The following is a 17,627-nucleotide window of genomic DNA, read 5'->3' as shown; positions in this document are numbered from 1 at the left end:
TGACAGCCGAATACCGCTACGCCGAGAATGCATAGGGGGATGCTAAAAAAAATAAAATGGGGGCGATGACAATCGTTAGAAAATCTTAATGATTATTTAAATATGTTAGTGAATGTAACGATTTTGTCATGATAAAACTATGGCATGCTGAAAGTCGCTTTCAATAATACTTTAGATTGATTTTCATTTAAATTTGTCACTGTAAAAACAGCAAGTTAAACAAGGCGTAAGCGCTGGCTTTAATATTGAGCGTATTGATAACAATAGGTTGTAGATGACGAAAATATCTGGTGCGGGTAAACCGACACACAACTTTCTTCCTCAGTCATAAAACCGATGCGGAGAAGGTAAAAACGGCCGTCAGCAGTCTGCGCTCCAACGGCTAGCCTTTTCCTCCCCACACCGTCTGAACCGCCGGCAATATTATCCAGGGTATTTGACTAAGCGCTGCTTCAGCTCGCCAATGCCTTCTATGTGAGTAGACAGCACGTCTCCCTCTTTTAGCCACACTGGCGCCGGTTTCATCCCCATCGCAACCCCTGGAGGTGTCCCCGTCGCAATAATATCTCCGGGATTCAGCGTCATATAACGGCTTAAATACGCGACAATTTCTGCAACAGGGAAAATCATCTGCCGAGTATGACTGTCCTGGCGGACCTGACCGTTGACCTCAAGCCAGATACGCAGATTTTGCGGGTCGGTGATTTCATCCGCGGTGACCAGGTAAGGGCCTAATGGGCCGAAGGTATCAAAGCTCTTACCCTTATCCCACTGTGAAGACTGAAACTGGAAAGTACGCTCGGAAATATCATTTACCACACAGTAACCCGCTATATAATCAAACGCTTGCTCCTGAGGGATAAATTTTGCTTGTTTACCAATAATAATACCCAATTCAGCCTCCCAGTCGAGTTGACTGGAATGAGGAGGAATGAATATATCGTCATGCGGCCCACAGATTGAACCTGGTGATTTAAAGAATACTACCGGCTCCTGCGGAATGGGCATACCGGCTTCTTGAGCATGATCCCGGTAATTTAATCCTATGGCGATAAATTTCGAAGGTGTGGCAATTGGCGCGCCAATCCGTACTGATTTATCGATTAATTCCAGGTTTTCCGGATCCAGTTGGCGAATAGCATCAAGACATTTCCGATCAAGCGTTTGGTGGTCAATATCATCCATCAAAAAAGACAGATCGCGGATATTTCCGTTATTATCTATCAGCCCCGGCTTTTCTTTACCCACGTCACCATAACGACATAGTTTCATATTTACCCCTGCTCATTTCGCCTGTTTTAAACTGTCCTCATTATAATACCTTGATATTCATTTGCTCATTATCTTTGCTGATAACCATTATATTTAATTATTATACCTTTGCTATTCCTTCAACGCCGCAGGAAAAACATCGCTAAGCCATTCAATAAACACCCGCAGGCGCGAAGGCAGATGCCGGTTATGCGCATAGACGACGTGGAACGGATACGGCGCCGGACGCCATGGGCTGAGTATCTCCACCAGCGTTCCGCTGGCCAGCGCGTGTCGCAAAGAGTAGGTAAAGGTCTGCACAATGCCTAACCCGGCTTCGGCGGCGGCAATATGCGCATTGCTCTCGTTAATCCCGAGGTGATGCTCCGTTTTAATCTCGGTGACAACACCGTTACGTAGAAAGCGGAATGGAAACGCTCTGCCGCTGGCGGGCGACAGATAGCTGACGAGACGATGCCCGTTCTTGAGCTCATCGGGAGAGGCCGGTACACCGTAGCGCTTGAGATAGCCCGGCGTGGCGCAGGTGATTAACGGCGACGCGCCGATTTTTCGGGCGATAAGCGTCGAGTCATCCATCGGCCCGCCGCGGATAGCGCAATCAAGATTACCGCCGATCAGGTCCGCCGGACGGTCAGCCACCGCCAGATCGAGACGAATATCCGGGTAGCGCGACATAAAATCGGCCAGCAACGGAACGAGAACATCGCGCGCGGTCGAGCCGCCAATCGCGATGCGCAGATGACCCTTGATGGTTGCCGGCGCGGTCTTAAACGACGCGTCAATCTCATCCAGATCCCGCAGCACGCTCAACGCTTTCTCGTAGTATTCCTGCCCTTCCGGCGTAACGGTTATGCGCCGCGTAGTGCGTTGTAGCAGGCGCGCGCCAAGATGCGATTCCAGCTGCTGGATCGTTTTGCTGATGGTGGCATTGGGCATGTTCAGCGAATCCGCGGCACGCGTAAAACTGTTGGCTTCAACGACCCGGGTAAACACTTTAAGCGCTAAAAATCGATCCATTATGCCCCTTTATCACCCGCGATTATTCACTCACGTAAACAGTGTTTTTCACTTTCGCACATTTTTCTCCCCCCGGCGATGGCGGTAGAGTAGCCCCCGTAGTGAGCAGCCTGGTTATCGCTGTAAGTCGATGACTCAATTGGCATATTTATACTTTAGTTAAGGAAATGCGTCATGAGTAAAAAACTTTCTGGAAAGATAGCGTTAGTCACCGGCGGCAGCACCGGGATTGGTCTGGCAGCGGCGAAAGCGCTGGCGGAACAGGGCGCACGCGTTTATATCACCGGCCGCCGTCGGGAAGAGCTGGACGCGGCGGTCGCTGAAATTGGCACCGCAGCAACCGGCATTCGCGCCGATGCCTCGGCGCTGAGCGACCTGGATACCGTCTTTTCCACCATTGCCAGCGAATCAGGTCGTCTGGACATTCTGTTCGCCAACGCCGGCGGCGGCGACATGATGCCGCTGGGTGCCATCACCGAAGAGCATTTTGATCGTATTTTTGGCACTAACGTGCGCGGCGTGCTGTTTACCGTGCAGAAAGCCTTGCCGCTGTTAAGCAACGGCGCGTCGGTGATTCTGACCGGCTCGACGGCAGCGGTAAAAGGTACCGCCAATTTCAGCGTCTACAGCGCCAGTAAAGCCGCAGTGCGCAGCCTGGTGCGCTCCTGGGCAATGGATCTGAAGGATCGCGGCGTGCGTATCAATGTGGTCAGCCCGGGGCCCATTCGCACCCCAGGGCTCGGCGGGCTGGTGCCCGATGAACATCGCCAGGGGCTGTTCGATGCGCTGGCCGCCGAGGTGCCGCTTGGCCGTCTGGGCGAGCCGGAGGAAGTCGCCAAAACCGTCGTCTTCCTCGCGTCGGATGACGCGAGCTTTATTAACGCGGCGGAAATTTACGTCGACGGCGGATTAGCGCAAATCTAAGCCCCTTTCTCGTTGCCATTTTGACTGCAGGCCCGTCCTTAACGCCGGGCCTTCAGCGATTGGGCAGCGGGCGGCAAATCAGCACCATGGCCAGCGCGCTGCAGAGCGGAAACAGCGCCAGCAGCAGCCACGGATAAATCGCCTGCACCGACGGGACCAGCGCCGCATCCAGCAGGTGACCAAAGGCTAAATTCCCCACCAGCACCGCCACGCCGCCGGCCGTCGCGAGCGCGCCATAGTGTGCGCCCAGCGTCGAATCGTCGGCAAAACACGGGATCAAATCCTTGGCCGCCGGCACCAGCAGCATTTGCCCCAACGTCAGCAGCGTGACCAGACAGATGGCGGGCACAAAACGCAGCCCCCCTTCCGGCGGCACGCTGGCGGCAAACATCGCCACGCTGGCAAAGGCGGCAGACAACAGTAAAAAACCCACCGGCAGAATGCGGACCGCGCCAACTCTGCGGGCGAAACGCGCCAGCGGCAGCTGAAAGGCAATAATCAGCACCGAGGCGAGCATAAACAGCGGCCCGAGATCTTTCTCACTGCCGCCGGCGCGTTGAATCTCTATCGGCAGCGCCAGGTAGAGCTGGTTATAGCTCAGCAGCCACGAACTGTAGGCAATAATAAAGGCGACAAAACGCGGCTGACGAAACGTGGTCCACCACGGCAGCACGTTGAGCGGCCGCCTTTTCTGCTGCGCCAACGGCAGACAAAAAAAGAGCACCACCAGCGCGACGACAAAGACCCCGGCCCCCATCAGCGCCACCTGGCGGAATCCCAGCCCCGTCAGCAGCGCGCCCGCTGCGGGCCCCAGCACCGCACCCAGTTCACCGCATACGGCGAACAGCGCGAACCACTCGGCGCGGCTGCGTTTGCCGCTCGCCTCGCTCTGGGTCCCCGCCCTGGCCAGCAGCGCTTCAATCGACGGTGAGAACAGCGCGCCGCCGACGCCGGTGAGACATGCCCCCACAATAATGGGCCACAGCGATTCGCCAAAGGCCAACAGCAGATAGCCCACCACGCGAATCACACAGCCGCAGAGGATGACCGCGCGCGCGCCGAAGCGATCGGAGAGCGCACCGCCGACAATAAACATGCCCTGCTGCGAGAACGTACGCAGCCCCAGAATCAGCCCGATAAGGCCGCCGGAGAGCAGCATATCGTCGCGAAGGAATATCGCCAGAAACGGGACGACCGCGTAAAAGCCAATATTGAAAATGAACTGGCTGCCCAGTAACACGGGCGGCCAGAGCTTAACCGCAGGGCGCAGGGAAAATGACAGCATCACAATCGCCCGGCGTTAAACGATAAAGTGAATGTGTTTTTTGCCATGGAACCGGGAGATCTCAATTTTCGTTTTCACCCGGAAAACGTCCCACAGCAGCGTTTCAGTGAGAATATCCTGCGGCGTACCGGTCGCCACAATTTGCCCTTTCTGCATCACGATCAGTGAGTCACAGAACATGGCGGCGTGATTGAGATCGTGGATGGCGACAATGCTGGTGACCGGCAGCTCGCTAATCAGTTGCATCAGCTGCATCTGGTGATGAATATCGAGGTGGTTAGTCGGTTCATCCAGCAGGATTTCCGTCGGCGTCTGCGCCAGCGCGCGGGCAATATGCACCCGCTGGCGCTCCCCCCCGGACAGGCTCAGCCACCCCTGATCGCTTTTTTCCAGCATATCAACCCGCTGCAGCGCTGCGGTGACGGTTTCGTCGTCGTGGGTACTCCAGTTCGAAAACGGAGAATGGTGCGGAATTCGCCCCAGCTTGACCACGTCGCGCACGCGCATATTGGCATCGGTCATGCCGTGTTGTTCAACAAAGGCTACCCGGCGAGCAAGCTGCTTTTTGCCGATCCGCGCCATATCTTTCCCGTCCAGCGTCACGCTACCCGCATCCGGGCGACGCAGGCCCGCAAGGATGCGCAGCAACGAGGATTTACCGCAGCCGTTAGGGCCAAGCAGGCCAACGGTTTCGCCGCGAACGGCGCTTAACGACACCCCATTCACGATAACCTTTTTACCCACCTTCCAGGTGATATTGTCCGCAGAGATGCTCATCACTTAGTCCTTGAACGGTAGATAATCACGGCAAAGAAAGGCACGCCGACCAGCGCCGTGACTACGCCCACCGGCAGGCTTTGTGGCGCAATCAGCAGGCGCGAGGCGATATCCGCCAGCACCATCAGAATCGCCCCGGCCAGCGCGCAGGCAATCAGCAGCGTGCGGTGCAGCGGGCCAAAAAAGAAGCGCATCACGTGTGGCACCACCAGCCCGACAAAGCCTATCGAACCGGCCATACTGACGATCGTCGCGGTAATCAGCGCGGTGGTGGTAAACAGGATCAGCCGCACCCAGGGCACGGCAATCCCCAGCGAGGCGGCGGCATCATCACCAAAGGTAAAAGCATCCAGCGCGCGGGAGTAGTAAAGGCAGACGGCCAGCCCGACCAGCACCACGACCAGCACCAGTTGAAACTCCGGCCAGCGCACGCCGCTAAAACTGCCCAGCAGCCAGAACATGACATCGCGGGCCTGCTGCGCGCTGGCCGACGTGCTGATGGTGTAGGCGGTGATGGCATTAAACAGTTGAGAGGCCGCAACGCCGGCCAGAATAGTCCGTTCGTTACCGCCGCGCGCGCCGTTGGTTAAAAAGGCCACGAAGGCAAAGGCGGCAAACGCACCGGCAAAGGCGCCAGCCGACAGGGAAACCGCACCGGTCCCGACGCCCAGTACCACGACCGACACCGCCCCCGTTGACGCGCCGGCGGAAACGCCCAGTACGTAAGGCTCCGCCAGCGCATTCTTCAGCAAGCTTTGCAGCACCGCGCCGCAAATCGCCAGCCCAGCGCCACAGCAGGCCGCCACCAGCGCACGGCTGAGACGGAAGTCCCAAATCACGCTTTCATAGATGCGGTTGAGCGGGACATCGGTCAGCCCGAGCTTATTGCCAATCGCGTAAAAAACGCTTTCCAGCGGGATCGACAGCTCGCCGACGCTAACGCCAACGGCAATGACCAGCAAAAGCAGGCACAAAGAAAGCAGGCACGAGGAGGTCAAAAACAACCCCTGGCGCGATTGCAGCACGGTTGCGGTCATTAATTCAGCCCCAGCTTTCTCAGCTGTTCACCCACCTGTTCAGCGCCGTAGAGGGTTCTGATGGTCGGGTTCATCGCCTGGCCGTCCATCACCACGATATGGCCTTTTTTCACCGCGTCCAGCTGGCTGACGGCCGGGTCACTTTTGAGGAATTTAATTTTCTCCTCCGCGTTATCCAGCGCCCAGCGGTTGCGGTCAAGGCTGGAAACCACGATCACATCCGGATTTGCCGCGATAATACTTTCCCAGCTCACCGTCGGCCATTCGGTTTCAGAGGTAATGGCGTTATGCCCGCCCAGCACGTTAGCAATAAAGCCGGAGGCGCTATTTTTACCACCGACGTAGGCATCGGCAGAAGGCGATGCGCTAGAGAACCAGAAGACGAAGGAGAGATCTTTTTTATGCTTGCCGAACTCTGCGCGCAGGTCGTTTTCACGTTTTTTGAAATCGGCAACAACCGCAGCACCCTTCTCCTGGACATTAAATATCGTGGCAAAATCTTCAATCTCTTTATAGAGATAGGTCATATCCCACAGTTTCTGACGGCTACCGTACATGTCGCCGGCGGCCTTTTTAGTCGCACACATTCCGGGGGACAAATAGCTGTTTACGCCCACGGTCGCAAAATCTTCGCGTTTAGCGACCTTGCTTTCCGGGCCCAATAACAGCGGCAGCTGCGCGGCAACAAAGTCCGGATTTTGCGCCAGGACGGATTCCAGCGTCGGAATTTCCACCGTCAGTAGCTTGATTTTTTCATTCTGCTCCGCCAGCGATGGCAGTACCCGGGTTGGCCAGAATGCGCTGGCGACGACATTTTTTTGCAGCCCCAGCAGCAGCAGAATTTCCACGGTATTTTGCCCCAGCGCCACCACGCGCTGTGGCGCCTGGGTAAACGTCTCTTTATACCCGCAGTTTTCGATGGTCAAAGGATAGCTCGTTGCCAGAGCAGAACTGATTGACGCCAGCACCATGCCTAACGCGCAGAGGGTCTTTTTCATTAACGCTATCCTTCATTAAAATTATTGTGGGAAATATTGCAGGCGATTTTTTAATGTAAATGAAACTCATTACTGAGGCCGAGTTTTATACAATGACCGATATAACGTGTCAATGAGAGATGGTGGCGGACGAAACGCCCGCCAGACGAGCGCGCGAGTTAGCTCAGATTCGCCGTAAAGCGGCTGCAAAAATCGAGATAGGCGCGTATGGCCGGAGCCGGATAATGCTGGGGGGGATAAACCAGATGAATGTGCTGCTCGGGTAAGGGATAGTCCTCAAGAAGGCCGACCAACCGCCCCTGCGCGATATCCTCATTCACCATAAACGGCGGCAGTTCGCTGATAACATCCCCGCTCAACACGCGCTGGTAGAGATGCGCATAGTCATTGGTCATCAGTATCGCCGCAGGATGAACGGTTTCACCACCGAGGGACCAGACGCTTGGCCGCCAGGCGCTGGCATTCCACACCGCGCAGGGATAGCGGCTCAAATCAGCGGGTGACTGCGGCCGCCCGTATCGCTCAACTAACGAAGGTGCCGCGACCAGCTGATGCCGCCAGGAAATAACCCGTTTGGCGACCATCGTTTCGTGTTCAATCGCCCCGACCCTTAGCGCCACATCAATGCCGTCGGCAACGAGATCGACACGGCGTTCGGTGGTTTGCACAAATAGCCGAATCCCCGGATAGCGCTGCTGGAACTGCGCCAGCAGCTCCCACCAGACAGTCATTGCCGGGGGGATTGATAAGCGTAAATAGCCGCTAATCTGCCGCTCATCATGCTGGCTTGCCAGCTGTGCGCCCTTGAGGATATCGACCCCGGCGCTGGCCTGCTGATAAAAATGCATCCCCGCCACCGTGAGCTTAACGCCGCGTACGGAGCGCTCGATAAGCTGGAGATTAAGTGAATCCTCCAGCGCGCGTACCCGCCGGCTTAAGGTGGGCAGCGGGATCCCCGACTGCTGTGCCGCTTTACTCAGGCTGCCTGCGCGCACCACGTACACAAACATCTCCACGGCGTTCAAATCCATATTCACAACCTCTCATTAATGGAATATTTGTTCTCATATAACGCCATATTGCAATCGTTAATGAAAGGCTATTGTTTGTGCAGACGGTTAATAACCGTTCCGACTCACCGACTCACCGAACTGGAGCACATCATGAAAGCATATGTTATTGAACGTACCGGCGGGCCAGAAGTATTAACGCTGCGCGACATTGACAGCGTAAAACCGCAGGCCAATGAGGTTCGCATCCGGGTACGCGCTTTTGGCCTCAACAAAGCGGAAGCCTACCTGCGCACCGGGAAAATGGGGCCGATTGATGCCCCCCGCGTGCCCGGCATCGAAGCCGTTGGTGAGGTGATTGAAGACCCGGCCGGCGTTTTCCATCCGGGCCAGCGCGTCGCCACGCTGATGGGCGGAATGCAGTTCGATCGTCACGGCAGCTATGCCGAAGAAGTGACGGTACTGCGCAGCAACGTTATTGACCTCGACGATGCGCCGCTAAGCTGGGCGGAGCTGGCAGCCTTACCGCAGGCGTTTTTAACCGCATGGGGCGCGCTGGATCACAGCCTTCACATCCAGGCTGGGCAGACGCTGCTTATTCGTGGTGCAACCTCCACGGTGGGCCTGGCCGCAACCAGCTATGCGCAGCACGCGGGGCTGACGGTGATTGCGACAACACGTCGCACAGAACATACCGCCGCTTTACGGCAGGCCGGGGCGAGCGAAGTGGTGATTGATGACGGCAACATCGGCGCTCAGCTGAAATCACGCTACGGCCAGGGGATTGACGCCGCGCTGGAAATTGTTGGCGCGTCGACGTTACCTGACACCGCCAGCGCGCTGCGCCCCTTCGGGCATCTGACCACCATCGGCCTGCTGGGTGGCGCGCCGATACTCAACCAGTTTAATTTGATGAGCGATTTGCCACCGGCGGTCAGCGTGAACTTCTTCCCGAGCCAGCTCTTTGGTACGCCAGCCCTGCCCCTTACCGCCTCCCCTCTGGCGCGGATTGCAGGCGATATTGCCAAAGGTAAGATGCATAAACTGGCGACCCGAGTCTGTTCATTTGATGACGTTCCGCAGGCGCACCAATGGCTGGACAACGCGCGGGAACCCAGCAAAATTGTGGTGGTCCTGTAGCCAACGGCGCGTGTCGCCCCAATAGATGCGGTAACCGCGCGTCTATTGGGGTGGCAGCCCCAGGCTTTGCTTCACGGCGTCCAGAAACAGCCCAAGCGCAGCGTGCTGATGATCGCGGGACTGATAGAGCCCATAAATCCCCAGCGGCTGCGGTTCAAACTGCGCCAGCACCTGCACCAGCCTTCCACTTTGCAGCCCCGCTCGCGCTTCAATTTCAGGCACCATCGCCAGCCCTACGTCCGCAACTGCCATATCACACAGCAGTGATGAGATACCGGCGCTGAAGTTGCCCCCCACCGCCACCGACATCACGCCGTTTTGCCGATCGCGAAAGGACCAGGACTGCCCGGAAAAACGGCTGTAGTGCAGGCAATTATGCTGGGCAAGATCGCCTGGCGTGGCGGGGATACCGTTGTTAGCCAGGTATGCCGGTGAGGCACACAAGACGGACCGGCAGGCCCCCAGATAGCGCGCAATCGCACCGGGTTCAGGCTGATTGGTTATCCGAATCGCCAGATCGATGCGCTCGCCCACCAGGCTGACGGGATGGTTATTGATATCCACCTCGATACGCAGCGCGGGATACTGACGCAGAAAAGGCGGAATCACCGGCCCCAGCAAATGCGTCGCCGTAAAGTGGGCGCAGGCGATGCGCAGCGTGCCCGACGGCGTGACGCGCGTCGCGTCACCTTCAATCCCCTGAGACAGCTGCACCAACTGGCGCGTTTTCTCCAGCGTTTTCTCCCCTGCCGGGGTAATGGACAGCCGCCGGGTTGAGCGGTGAATCAGCCGCGCACCGGCCCACTTTTCCATCTCGTCAAGATAGCGGCTGACCATCGGGCGGGAGATGCCCAACGAACGCGCCGCCGCGCTCAGGCTACCAAGCTCGCAAATACGATTGTAGGTGATTGCTGCCATGATCCTGTCCATTGCATCTCCATTTGATCGTTTTATGAAACTCAGCATGTATTGTTTCAGGAATTCTTAGTGAAGTACAAATCCGTAGAATGAAGCACAGCATTTCGTGCCAGGCTTGACTGAATGATTCCGGTTCAGCCAGCCCGTAACCTTCGGATAAGACACTAAGGATCACCATGAATATCAAGCCTCTCTCACTCATTATCTCGCTGGCCGCCGCGCCGGCCTTTGCCGCCCCGCTGCACCTTGATGTCTATAACCCGCAGGAAAAAGGCATTTTCCCGGTGTCGTCCACGCTGGTTTCCGGTCCAAAAGAAGCGGTGCTGTTTGATGCTCAGTTCAGCGTCAAAGACGGTGAAAAACTGGTGAAAATGATCAAAGACAGCGGCAAAACGCTCAAAGAAATCGTGATTACCTCCGGCGATCCGGATTTTTATTTTGGCCTTGAGCCGCTGGTGAAGGCGTTCCCGCAGGCCAAAGTGGTGGCATCACCGGCGGTGGTGGAACATATCAAAGCGACGAAGGACGCTAAGCTGGCGTTCTGGGGGCCGCAGATGAAAGACGGCAAGCCGGACAGCATTATCGTGCCGCAGGCCACCCACGCCACGCGCTTCACCGTAGACGGTGAGCCGCTGGAGCTGAAACACGCGGGCGAGTATGCCGCGTACGTCTGGATCCCGGCGAACAAAGCCATTCTGGGCGGTACCGGTATTGCCTCCGGCATTCATGTGTGGACGGCGGATACCCAGACGAAGGCGATTCGCCAGGGCTGGATGCAGGTGCTGAGCGAAATGCAGGCGCTAAAGCCGCAACAGGTGATTCCGGGGCATTATCTGGGCGAGCGCCCGGCAAACGATGGGGCCATTACCTTTACCCAACGCTACCTGCAAACCTTTGAGCAGGCGCTGAAAGACCACAAAGGATCGGCCGAGGTGATTGCGGCCATGAAGGCGGCGTATCCGAACCTTGCCGATGAGAGCTCGCTTGAGCTGAGTGCGAAGGTCAATACGCACGAAATGAAGTGGTAAGGTAAGCCACGACCGTCTCTCTCACCGCCGCGACGGATGCGCGGCGGTGATTTGTGGTGCGCATCCTCCTCAGTGTACTGAGCGACGATGCTTCCATGTGGTTAACATGATTCCGCCTTCAGCGAATAGGGTTTACGCGCGCACTGCCAGGCCAGCAGCGCCAGACCCAGCGCAATAAAGGACAGTATCGCCCCCGCCCAGTTCGGTGAGACGAGGCCAAATCCGGCGGCAATGGTCGCACCACCGGCCCACGCGCCCAACGCATTGCCCAGATTAAACATGCCGATATTGACAGAGGCCGCCATCGTTGGCGCCCCAGCGTGGCTGGCACGGTCCATGACCAGTTTCTGAATCGGAGAAACGGTAGCAAAACCAAATGCCGCCATCAGGAACACGCAAACACCGGCAACCAGCGGGTTCTCAACGCCAGCCCAGAAGACCAGCAGAACGCCCCCTTGTGCGGCCAGCGTGATAAAAAGCGTGCCAAACAGCGAGCGATCGGCAAAGCGCCCCCCCAGCCAGTTTCCCACGGCCAGGCCAAGCCCAAAGAGCACCATCAGCCCCGCGACGCCAGCGGGTGATAACCCAGCGACTTCGATCATCATCGGAGCAATATAGGTAATAGAGGTAAAGAAGGCCGCGGGCCCGAAAACGGTAATCCCCATGACCAGCAGAACCTGGGGATCAACAAACGCTCGCAGTTCAGCCTTCAGCGCAATACCCGGTCCTTTTTTTATGTCGGGCACAAACAGCGCGATGCTGGCTATCGTCAACAGACCAATTCCCGCAATTCCCCAGAATACCATTCGCCAGCTAAAGGCCTGAGCAAGCCAGGTGCCAGCGGGCACGCCAAGCAGATTCGCGAGGGTTAACCCGGAAAACATCAAGGCAATTGCGCTGGCCTGGCGCCCGGGCGCAACCAGCGAGGCCGCGATAATCGACCCAATGCCAAAAAAGGCGCCGTGGTTGAAGGAGGTAATGACGCGCCCGACGACGGCCACCGACAGCGTAGGTGCCATAGCGGTGATGATGTTACCAAGAGTGAAAATGACCGCCAGCGCTATCAGCATGGTCTTACGCGGTACGCGAGACCCCACCACTGTCATAAGCGGTGCCCCGATAAAAACGCCGAGTGCATAAGACGTTGCCATTAATCCAGCCGAAGGGATGCTGACGTCGAAGCCGCGGGCAATCTGAGGGAGAATGCCGGCAATCACGAATTCCGTCAGACCAATCCCGAAGGCCCCCACGGCGAGGGCAAAAAGTGCGATAGGCATTGCAACTCCATTACTGATCATTGATTAATAAAATTAGGTGAAGGAAAGTATATTCATAGTTTTATTCTGAGAGTTAACCAAATGAACGAACCAGATAAAGAAAAAAATGGTATCAGGCAGACACGGCATAAACCGGCCGATCTAGATAATATTGACCGAAAAATATTAGGTGCGCTGGCAGAAGATGCCGGGCGTAGCTACACCGAGCTCAGCGAAATCGTGAACCTTTCCGCCCCTGCGGTACACGATCGCGTGAAGAAGTTAAAACGTGATGGCGTGATAAAAGGCACGGTGGCGGTACTGGATGGCTGCAAGCTGGGCCGCACGCTATTAACGTTTCTGGTGATTGATACCAGCAGCTATGAAGCCACGCGCGCACTTTTGCAGTTCACCCATCGGCATGAAGTTGAGGAGTTGCACACTGTCGCAGGTGACGGATGCGTGCTGATGAAAATACGCGCAGCAGATACCGAATCGCTGGAGACTTTCCTGATTGAAGTTCAGAGCGTAGAAGGCGTGCGTTCCGTCCGCAGCTATATCGCCCTCTCCACGTTTCTGGAACGCGGCCCATCGCCTGACTAAAACTGAGGGCAGGAAGGAATGTCGCCTGCTTGAGGTGGTCAGCGACCGTTTGCTCATCGTCGAATCAGCTTTTTACAAGGCAGGAGCCCGGAGGACTGAGGATGTCTATTTCCGAAAGCAAGATAATTTAATGCTTTCCATCAAACCTGAGCGGGCGACAGAGAAGCGCAAAGAAGTGACAGAAATCCTTAATGCTTAGATTCACAAATGTCATTTAGTTTTCCGAGTCGCCTTTATCGGCAATCTTATTCGTATACCACTCCATCACCAACATCAAAGCATAAGACGCCTGGCGAGGTCTGGAGCAAGGACCGCAGTAGCCTTTGTTCAGTGATTCTTTTAGGTGATTCTTTACACCAGGATTGGAATCCTATACTTAACTATCCACCTGTACAGATGGACGTCTACGTTACCAGCACTGAGCTGACGGCTACATACGGCGCCGGGTTTACGCTTACCTGTTTTATTGCATCGACGCCACCCAGTGGCACGCCACCTGATGGCCAGGGTGCACTTCACGCAGTGCCGGAATTTCAGTGCGGCAGCGTTCCGTTGCCTGCGGGCAGCGGGAAGAGAAACGGCAACCGGAGGGCGGGCGTGACGGATCGGGAATTTCCCCCTGCACCACCGCCACGGGTTCGCTTTCAGGATCGAGCGTTGGCACCGCCGCGAGCAGCGCCTGGGTATAGGGGTGCAGCGGCTGACTGAACAGCGCATCGCGACTGGCAGTTTCCACCAGTTTCCCCAGGTACATCACCGCTACGTCATCACACAAATGCTCCACGACACCGAGATCGTGGGAGATAAACAGGAAGGTGACGCCATGGTCATCGCGCAAGTCGGAGAACAGATTAATGATTTGCGCCTGAATGGAGACATCCAGCGCCGAGATCGGTTCGTCGGCGATAATAAAATCCGGGTTGAGGATCAGGGCGCGGGCAATGCCGATGCGCTGGCGCTGGCCACCGGAGAACTCATGGGGAAAACGATGGTAATGTTGCGGCGCCAGGCCACAGATTTTCATTACCTTCAGCACGTTATCGCGTAGTTCCGCTTTGCTGCACAGCTTGTGTTCCAGCATCGCTTCGCCAATCGCATCGCCAATGCGAATACGCGGGTTCAGCGAGCTGTACGGATCCTGAAACACCAGTTGGATTTTCGGGCGCAGCGCGCGCATTTGTTTCGGCGTCAGATCCTGCAACACTTGACCGCGATACTTCACACTACCCGCCGTTTTGTCATACAGCCCCAGCAGCGTGCGTCCGACGGTGGTTTTACCGCTGCCGGATTCGCCTACCAGGCCAAAAATAGTGCCGGGTCGAATATTAAAACTGATACCGTCCACGGCGCGCAGTTGACCGGTTTCCTGACCAAACAGCCCGTCGCGCAGCGGGAAATACTTTTTCAGACCATCCACTTCAATCACATATTGTTGGCTCATGCGACCGACTCCGCTAACTCACTGTGAATACATGCGGCTTGCCGCGTTTGACCGATCAACGACGGAATGCCTGCGCGGCACTGCGACGTGGCACGTTCACAGCGATCGTAGAACGCACAGTACGGCGGCAGTTCGGCCAGATCCGGCACCTGGCCGGGAATCGAATAGAGGCGTCGTCGGCGCTCGCCGGGAACAGGACGCGACGCGATCAGCCCTTTGGTGTAAGGGTGCAGCGGGTTACGCAGCACATCAGCAGTAGGGCCTTGCTCAACGATGCGCCCGGCGTACATCACGACAATGTGTTCCGCCATCTGCGCGATAACGCCCAAATCGTGGGTGATCAGCATCAGCGCCATCTGCTGCGCCCGTGCCTGGTCGCGCAGTAAGCGCAGGATTTGCGCCTGCACGGTCACATCCAGCGCCGTAGTGGGCTCGTCGGCAATCAGCAGTTTCGGCTGACAGCTTAGCGCCATGGCAATCATGATGCGCTGCAACATGCCGCCGGAAAGCTGATGCGGATAGCAGTTCATCAGGCTCTCCGCTCGCGCCAACCCGACATCGGCAATCCTTTGCGTCGCGTGCTCCCAGGCCGCTTTGGGGGTTTCGCCACGATGGCGAATCAGCGGTTCGCAAAGCTGCTCGCCGATGGTCAGCACCGGATTGAGCGCGGTCATCGGCTCCTGAAAGATCATCGCTAACTGGTTACCGCGCAGATCGGCCATTTTCGACGGCTTCAGGCGCAGCAGATCGGTGCCCTGAAAGCGGATTTCTCCGCCGTCGATCCGCGCAACCTGCGGCGGTAACAGCCCCATCAGCGACATGGCGGTAACGCTTTTGCCGCAGCCAGATTCCCCCACCACGCCGATGGTTTGCCCAGCCTGAATGGCAAAGGAGACATCCTGTACCGCGCGCACACGCCCCTGCTCGCTGGCGAAGGAGATGGATACGTTGTTAAAGGTCATTAGCGGTTCGCTCATTTCAGACTCCGTTTCATCTTTGGATCCAACGCATCGCGCAGGCCATCACCTAGCACGTTAATGGCGATGACGGTCAGAAAAATGGCGATACCCGGCGGCATCCATAGCCACGGACGACGCTGAAAGTCAATCAGGCTATTGGCCGCGTCCATCATGTTGCCCCATGAGGGCGTTGGCGGTACGACGCCAAGGCCGAGGTAGCTGAGCGCAGACTCCATCAGAATGGCGTTGGCCACCGCCATCGTCGCCATCACCACCAGAATGGGAATGGTGTTCGGCAACAGATGACCGAACAGGCGTCGGCGCGAAGAGAGGCCCAACACCTGCGTCGCCAGCATAAAATCGCGTTCGCGCAGCGAGAGAATTTGCCCGCGCACCAGCCGCGCCAACTTCGGCCACTCCAGCAGACTGAGCATGACCACCACCATGTAGATGCGTGAATCGGACGAGAAATCGAGCTCTGACAACATCGCTCCGGCGACAATCAGCAGCGGCAGGCTGGGAATCGTCATCACCAGATCCGCGAGGCGCATAATCAGTTTGTCCGTCCAGCCGCCGACATAACCGGATACCGCGCCCAACAGGTAGCCCAGCGCCACCGAAAGCAGCATGGTCAGAAGACCAATAATCAGCGAGATACGCCCGGCCAGCAGCAAGCGGGTATAAATATCGCGGCCAAGAAAATCGGTACCCAGCCAGTGCGCTGCGCCCGGCGGTTTGTTGATCATCAGTGCATCCGTGACATCATCTTTCCACGGCGACCACAGCGGCCCGAGTACGCACCAGAGGGTCATGACCCCCAGCAGAACCAGACACAGCATCGCCAGATGATTGTGGCGCAGCGCTTTCCACGCCTGGCGCCACGGAGACGGCGTGGCCTGCGCCAGCGCCGGGATTTCCGCCTTGCGCAGACGGCGATTCGTTGAGAAAAGGGAGCCTAACATCACGACCTCACGCGAATGCGCGGGTCGGCCCACGCGTACAGCACATCGGCAATCAGGTTGCCAATAATGGTTAATACCGCCAGAAACAGGGTAAACCCCATCAGCACCGGATAATCTCGGGCGGCCAGCGAATCAATATGAATATGCCCCGCGCCCGGCCAGTTAAACACCTTTTCAGTGATGATCGCGCCGGAAAATAGCCCAGGCAGCTCAAAACCGAGCAAGGTGATGATCGGCAGCAGCGCATTACGCAGCGCGTGTTTGAAGATCACGGTACGTTCGCGCAGCCCTTTAGCGCGCGCGGTGCGGATAAAATCCATCTTCACCACGTCCAGCATACTGGCACGGAAGTAGCGAGTCAGGCTACCCGCCTGCAACATCACCAGCGCCATGACCGGCAACACCAGATGCGCCGCAACCTGCATAACCCACGCCCAGCCGCTATCATCGCTGCCGGTGTTGGTCATGCCGCCTACTGGCAACCAGTGCAGATCGACCGCGAACCACTTAATCAGCAACAGGCAGAGGAAGAAGGTCGGGAAAGACATGGCGGCGAACACCGCCACGCTCACCAGATGATCGAACAGCGAATTGGGTTTCAGCGCCGAAGCAATGCCCACCGCCAGACCAATGCCCCAGTAAAACACCAGCGCAACGCTTGCCAGCAGGAACGAGTTCCAGATGTACTGGTTAAGTAGCTGGCTCACCGGGATTTGGTATTGCAGCGAGAACCCCAAATCGCCGCGCAGCAGCTGGCCAAGCCAGTGCAGATAGCGGGTGAAGAGCGGTTGATCGAGTCCATAGATAGCTTTCAATTCGGCGGCGCGGGCGACCGTGAGGGTAATGTTACCGTCAATAAAGTCGCCCGGCGTTTTCGCGAACAGCATAAAAATAATCAGTGATGCGAGCAGCAGCATTGGCAGAGTTTGCAGCAGTCGCCTGAGGATAAAATTTCGCATAGCTTTCTCATGACAACTGCCGGGGCTTCCCGGCAGTTGTG

General features: G+C 56.9%; 17 protein-coding genes. 4 read left to right on the top strand and 13 right to left on the bottom strand.

Annotated elements, in window-relative coordinates; genetic code table 11:
* Positions 1-423: 423 nt before the first annotated feature.
* Positions 424-1,272: a fumarylacetoacetate hydrolase family protein gene (locus H7R56_RS07960; RefSeq protein ID WP_106924329.1), complete on the bottom strand. Its 849-nt coding sequence runs from the start codon at positions 1,270-1,272 to the stop codon at positions 424-426.
* Between the two features lie 111 nt (positions 1,273-1,383).
* Complete coding sequence (locus tag H7R56_RS07955; RefSeq protein ID WP_106924328.1) at positions 1,384-2,289, bottom strand: LysR family transcriptional regulator; 906 nt, start codon at positions 2,287-2,289, stop codon at positions 1,384-1,386.
* A 174-nt stretch (positions 2,290-2,463) separates the two neighbouring features.
* On the opposite strand from H7R56_RS07955, the gene H7R56_RS07950 reads away from it, so the two are divergent.
* A complete protein-coding gene (locus H7R56_RS07950) occupies positions 2,464-3,213 on the top strand; it encodes an SDR family NAD(P)-dependent oxidoreductase (protein WP_106924327.1) in 750 nt (249 codons plus the stop codon).
* Between the two features lie 52 nt (positions 3,214-3,265).
* Here the strand turns inward: H7R56_RS07950 and H7R56_RS07945 are convergent, their stop codons facing one another.
* The 5 genes from H7R56_RS07945 to H7R56_RS07925 form a co-directional block, all read right to left on the bottom strand.
* Positions 3,266-4,453 carry an MDR family MFS transporter gene (locus H7R56_RS07945; protein ID WP_182928680.1) on the bottom strand — a complete coding sequence of 396 codons (1,188 nt, stop codon included), beginning with the start codon at positions 4,451-4,453 and terminating at the stop codon, positions 3,266-3,268.
* 60 nt (positions 4,454-4,513) lie between these two features.
* Positions 4,514-5,275, bottom strand: coding sequence for a siderophore ABC transporter ATP-binding protein EitC (locus H7R56_RS07940; RefSeq protein ID WP_106924325.1), 762 nt, complete (start codon positions 5,273-5,275; stop codon positions 4,514-4,516).
* Positions 5,275-6,312 (bottom strand): FecCD family ABC transporter permease, encoded by a 1,038-nt coding sequence (locus tag H7R56_RS07935; protein ID WP_106924324.1) that lies wholly within the window; start codon positions 6,310-6,312, stop codon positions 5,275-5,277. Before H7R56_RS07935 ends, H7R56_RS07940 begins: the two co-directional genes overlap by 1 nt.
* The gene (locus tag H7R56_RS07930) at positions 6,312-7,310 is read right to left on the bottom strand and encodes a siderophore ABC transporter substrate-binding protein EitA (protein WP_106924323.1); all 999 of its coding nucleotides are present in this window, start codon (positions 7,308-7,310) and stop codon (positions 6,312-6,314) included. The genes H7R56_RS07935 and H7R56_RS07930 overlap by 1 nt, the downstream gene beginning before the upstream one ends.
* Positions 7,311-7,468: 158 nt before the next feature.
* Complete coding sequence (locus H7R56_RS07925; protein WP_106924322.1) at positions 7,469-8,341, bottom strand: LysR family transcriptional regulator; 873 nt, start codon at positions 8,339-8,341, stop codon at positions 7,469-7,471.
* A gap of 132 nt (positions 8,342-8,473) precedes the next feature.
* On the opposite strand from H7R56_RS07925, the gene H7R56_RS07920 reads away from it, so the two are divergent.
* Entirely contained in the window at positions 8,474-9,460 is a 987-nt protein-coding gene (locus tag H7R56_RS07920; protein ID WP_106924321.1) for a zinc-binding dehydrogenase, read from the top strand.
* A gap of 42 nt (positions 9,461-9,502) precedes the next feature.
* Here H7R56_RS07920 and H7R56_RS07915 read toward each other — a convergent pair whose 3' ends face one another.
* Positions 9,503-10,390 (bottom strand): LysR family transcriptional regulator, encoded by an 888-nt coding sequence (locus H7R56_RS07915; protein ID WP_106924320.1) that lies wholly within the window; start codon positions 10,388-10,390, stop codon positions 9,503-9,505.
* Positions 10,391-10,554: 164 nt separating this feature from the next.
* Here H7R56_RS07915 and H7R56_RS07910 point away from each other — a divergent pair, with 164 nt between their 5' ends.
* Positions 10,555-11,406, top strand: coding sequence for a Vmh family MBL fold metallo-hydrolase (locus H7R56_RS07910; RefSeq protein ID WP_106924319.1), 852 nt, complete (start codon positions 10,555-10,557; stop codon positions 11,404-11,406).
* 101 nt (positions 11,407-11,507) lie between these two features.
* Here the strand turns inward: H7R56_RS07910 and H7R56_RS07905 are convergent, their stop codons facing one another.
* Entirely contained in the window at positions 11,508-12,683 is a 1,176-nt protein-coding gene (locus H7R56_RS07905; RefSeq protein ID WP_106924318.1) for an MFS transporter, read from the bottom strand.
* An 81-nt stretch (positions 12,684-12,764) separates the two neighbouring features.
* Here H7R56_RS07905 and H7R56_RS07900 point away from each other — a divergent pair, with 81 nt between their 5' ends.
* Positions 12,765-13,265, top strand: coding sequence for an Lrp/AsnC family transcriptional regulator (locus H7R56_RS07900; RefSeq protein WP_106924317.1), 501 nt, complete (start codon positions 12,765-12,767; stop codon positions 13,263-13,265).
* A 463-nt stretch (positions 13,266-13,728) separates the two neighbouring features.
* Here H7R56_RS07900 and H7R56_RS07895 read toward each other — a convergent pair whose 3' ends face one another.
* The 4 genes from H7R56_RS07895 to H7R56_RS07880 are packed head-to-tail and all read right to left on the bottom strand — an operon-like array spanning position 13,729 to position 17,586.
* Positions 13,729-14,706 carry an ABC transporter ATP-binding protein gene (locus tag H7R56_RS07895; RefSeq protein WP_106924316.1) on the bottom strand — a complete coding sequence of 326 codons (978 nt, stop codon included), beginning with the start codon at positions 14,704-14,706 and terminating at the stop codon, positions 13,729-13,731.
* Positions 14,703-15,683 carry an ABC transporter ATP-binding protein gene (locus tag H7R56_RS07890; protein WP_106924315.1) on the bottom strand — a complete coding sequence of 327 codons (981 nt, stop codon included), beginning with the start codon at positions 15,681-15,683 and terminating at the stop codon, positions 14,703-14,705. Before H7R56_RS07890 ends, H7R56_RS07895 begins: the two co-directional genes overlap by 4 nt.
* Entirely contained in the window at positions 15,680-16,627 is a 948-nt protein-coding gene (gene opp4C / locus H7R56_RS07885; protein WP_181357950.1) for an oligopeptide ABC transporter permease, read from the bottom strand. The genes H7R56_RS07890 and opp4C overlap by 4 nt, the downstream gene beginning before the upstream one ends.
* Positions 16,627-17,586 (bottom strand): ABC transporter permease, encoded by a 960-nt coding sequence (locus H7R56_RS07880; protein WP_106924314.1) that lies wholly within the window; start codon positions 17,584-17,586, stop codon positions 16,627-16,629. Before H7R56_RS07880 ends, opp4C begins: the two co-directional genes overlap by 1 nt.
* Positions 17,587-17,627 lie beyond the last annotated feature (41 nt).

It is taken from the genome of Klebsiella sp. WP3-W18-ESBL-02 (assembly GCF_014168815.1).
In the GTDB taxonomy this organism is placed as follows: domain Bacteria; phylum Pseudomonadota; class Gammaproteobacteria; order Enterobacterales; family Enterobacteriaceae; genus Kluyvera; species Kluyvera ascorbata_B.
Note: the sequence above shows the minus strand (reverse complement) of the source record. Positions and strands in the feature narration are given on the sequence as shown.

Coding starts and splice junctions, on each gene's coding strand:
- H7R56_RS07950 (WP_106924327.1), top strand. CDS start 2,464: ATGAGTAAAAAACTTTCTGGAAAGATAGCGTTAGTCACCGGCGGCAGC.
- H7R56_RS07895 (WP_106924316.1), bottom strand. CDS start 14,706: ATGAGCCAACAATATGTGATTGAAGTGGATGGTCTGAAAAAGTATTTC.
- opp4C (WP_181357950.1), bottom strand. CDS start 16,627: ATGTTAGGCTCCCTTTTCTCAACGAATCGCCGTCTGCGCAAGGCGGAA.
- H7R56_RS07940 (WP_106924325.1), bottom strand. CDS start 5,275: ATGAGCATCTCTGCGGACAATATCACCTGGAAGGTGGGTAAAAAGGTT.
- H7R56_RS07900 (WP_106924317.1), top strand. CDS start 12,765: ATGAACGAACCAGATAAAGAAAAAAATGGTATCAGGCAGACACGGCAT.
- H7R56_RS07915 (WP_106924320.1), bottom strand. CDS start 10,390: ATGGACAGGATCATGGCAGCAATCACCTACAATCGTATTTGCGAGCTT.
- H7R56_RS07935 (WP_106924324.1), bottom strand. CDS start 6,312: ATGACCGCAACCGTGCTGCAATCGCGCCAGGGGTTGTTTTTGACCTCC.
- H7R56_RS07880 (WP_106924314.1), bottom strand. CDS start 17,586: ATGCGAAATTTTATCCTCAGGCGACTGCTGCAAACTCTGCCAATGCTG.
- H7R56_RS07910 (WP_106924319.1), top strand. CDS start 10,555: ATGAATATCAAGCCTCTCTCACTCATTATCTCGCTGGCCGCCGCGCCG.
- H7R56_RS07955 (WP_106924328.1), bottom strand. CDS start 2,289: ATGGATCGATTTTTAGCGCTTAAAGTGTTTACCCGGGTCGTTGAAGCC.
- H7R56_RS07890 (WP_106924315.1), bottom strand. CDS start 15,683: ATGAGCGAACCGCTAATGACCTTTAACAACGTATCCATCTCCTTCGCC.
- H7R56_RS07960 (WP_106924329.1), bottom strand. CDS start 1,272: ATGAAACTATGTCGTTATGGTGACGTGGGTAAAGAAAAGCCGGGGCTG.
- H7R56_RS07925 (WP_106924322.1), bottom strand. CDS start 8,341: ATGGATTTGAACGCCGTGGAGATGTTTGTGTACGTGGTGCGCGCAGGC.
- H7R56_RS07920 (WP_106924321.1), top strand. CDS start 8,474: ATGAAAGCATATGTTATTGAACGTACCGGCGGGCCAGAAGTATTAACG.
- H7R56_RS07930 (WP_106924323.1), bottom strand. CDS start 7,310: ATGAAAAAGACCCTCTGCGCGTTAGGCATGGTGCTGGCGTCAATCAGT.
- H7R56_RS07905 (WP_106924318.1), bottom strand. CDS start 12,683: ATGCCTATCGCACTTTTTGCCCTCGCCGTGGGGGCCTTCGGGATTGGT.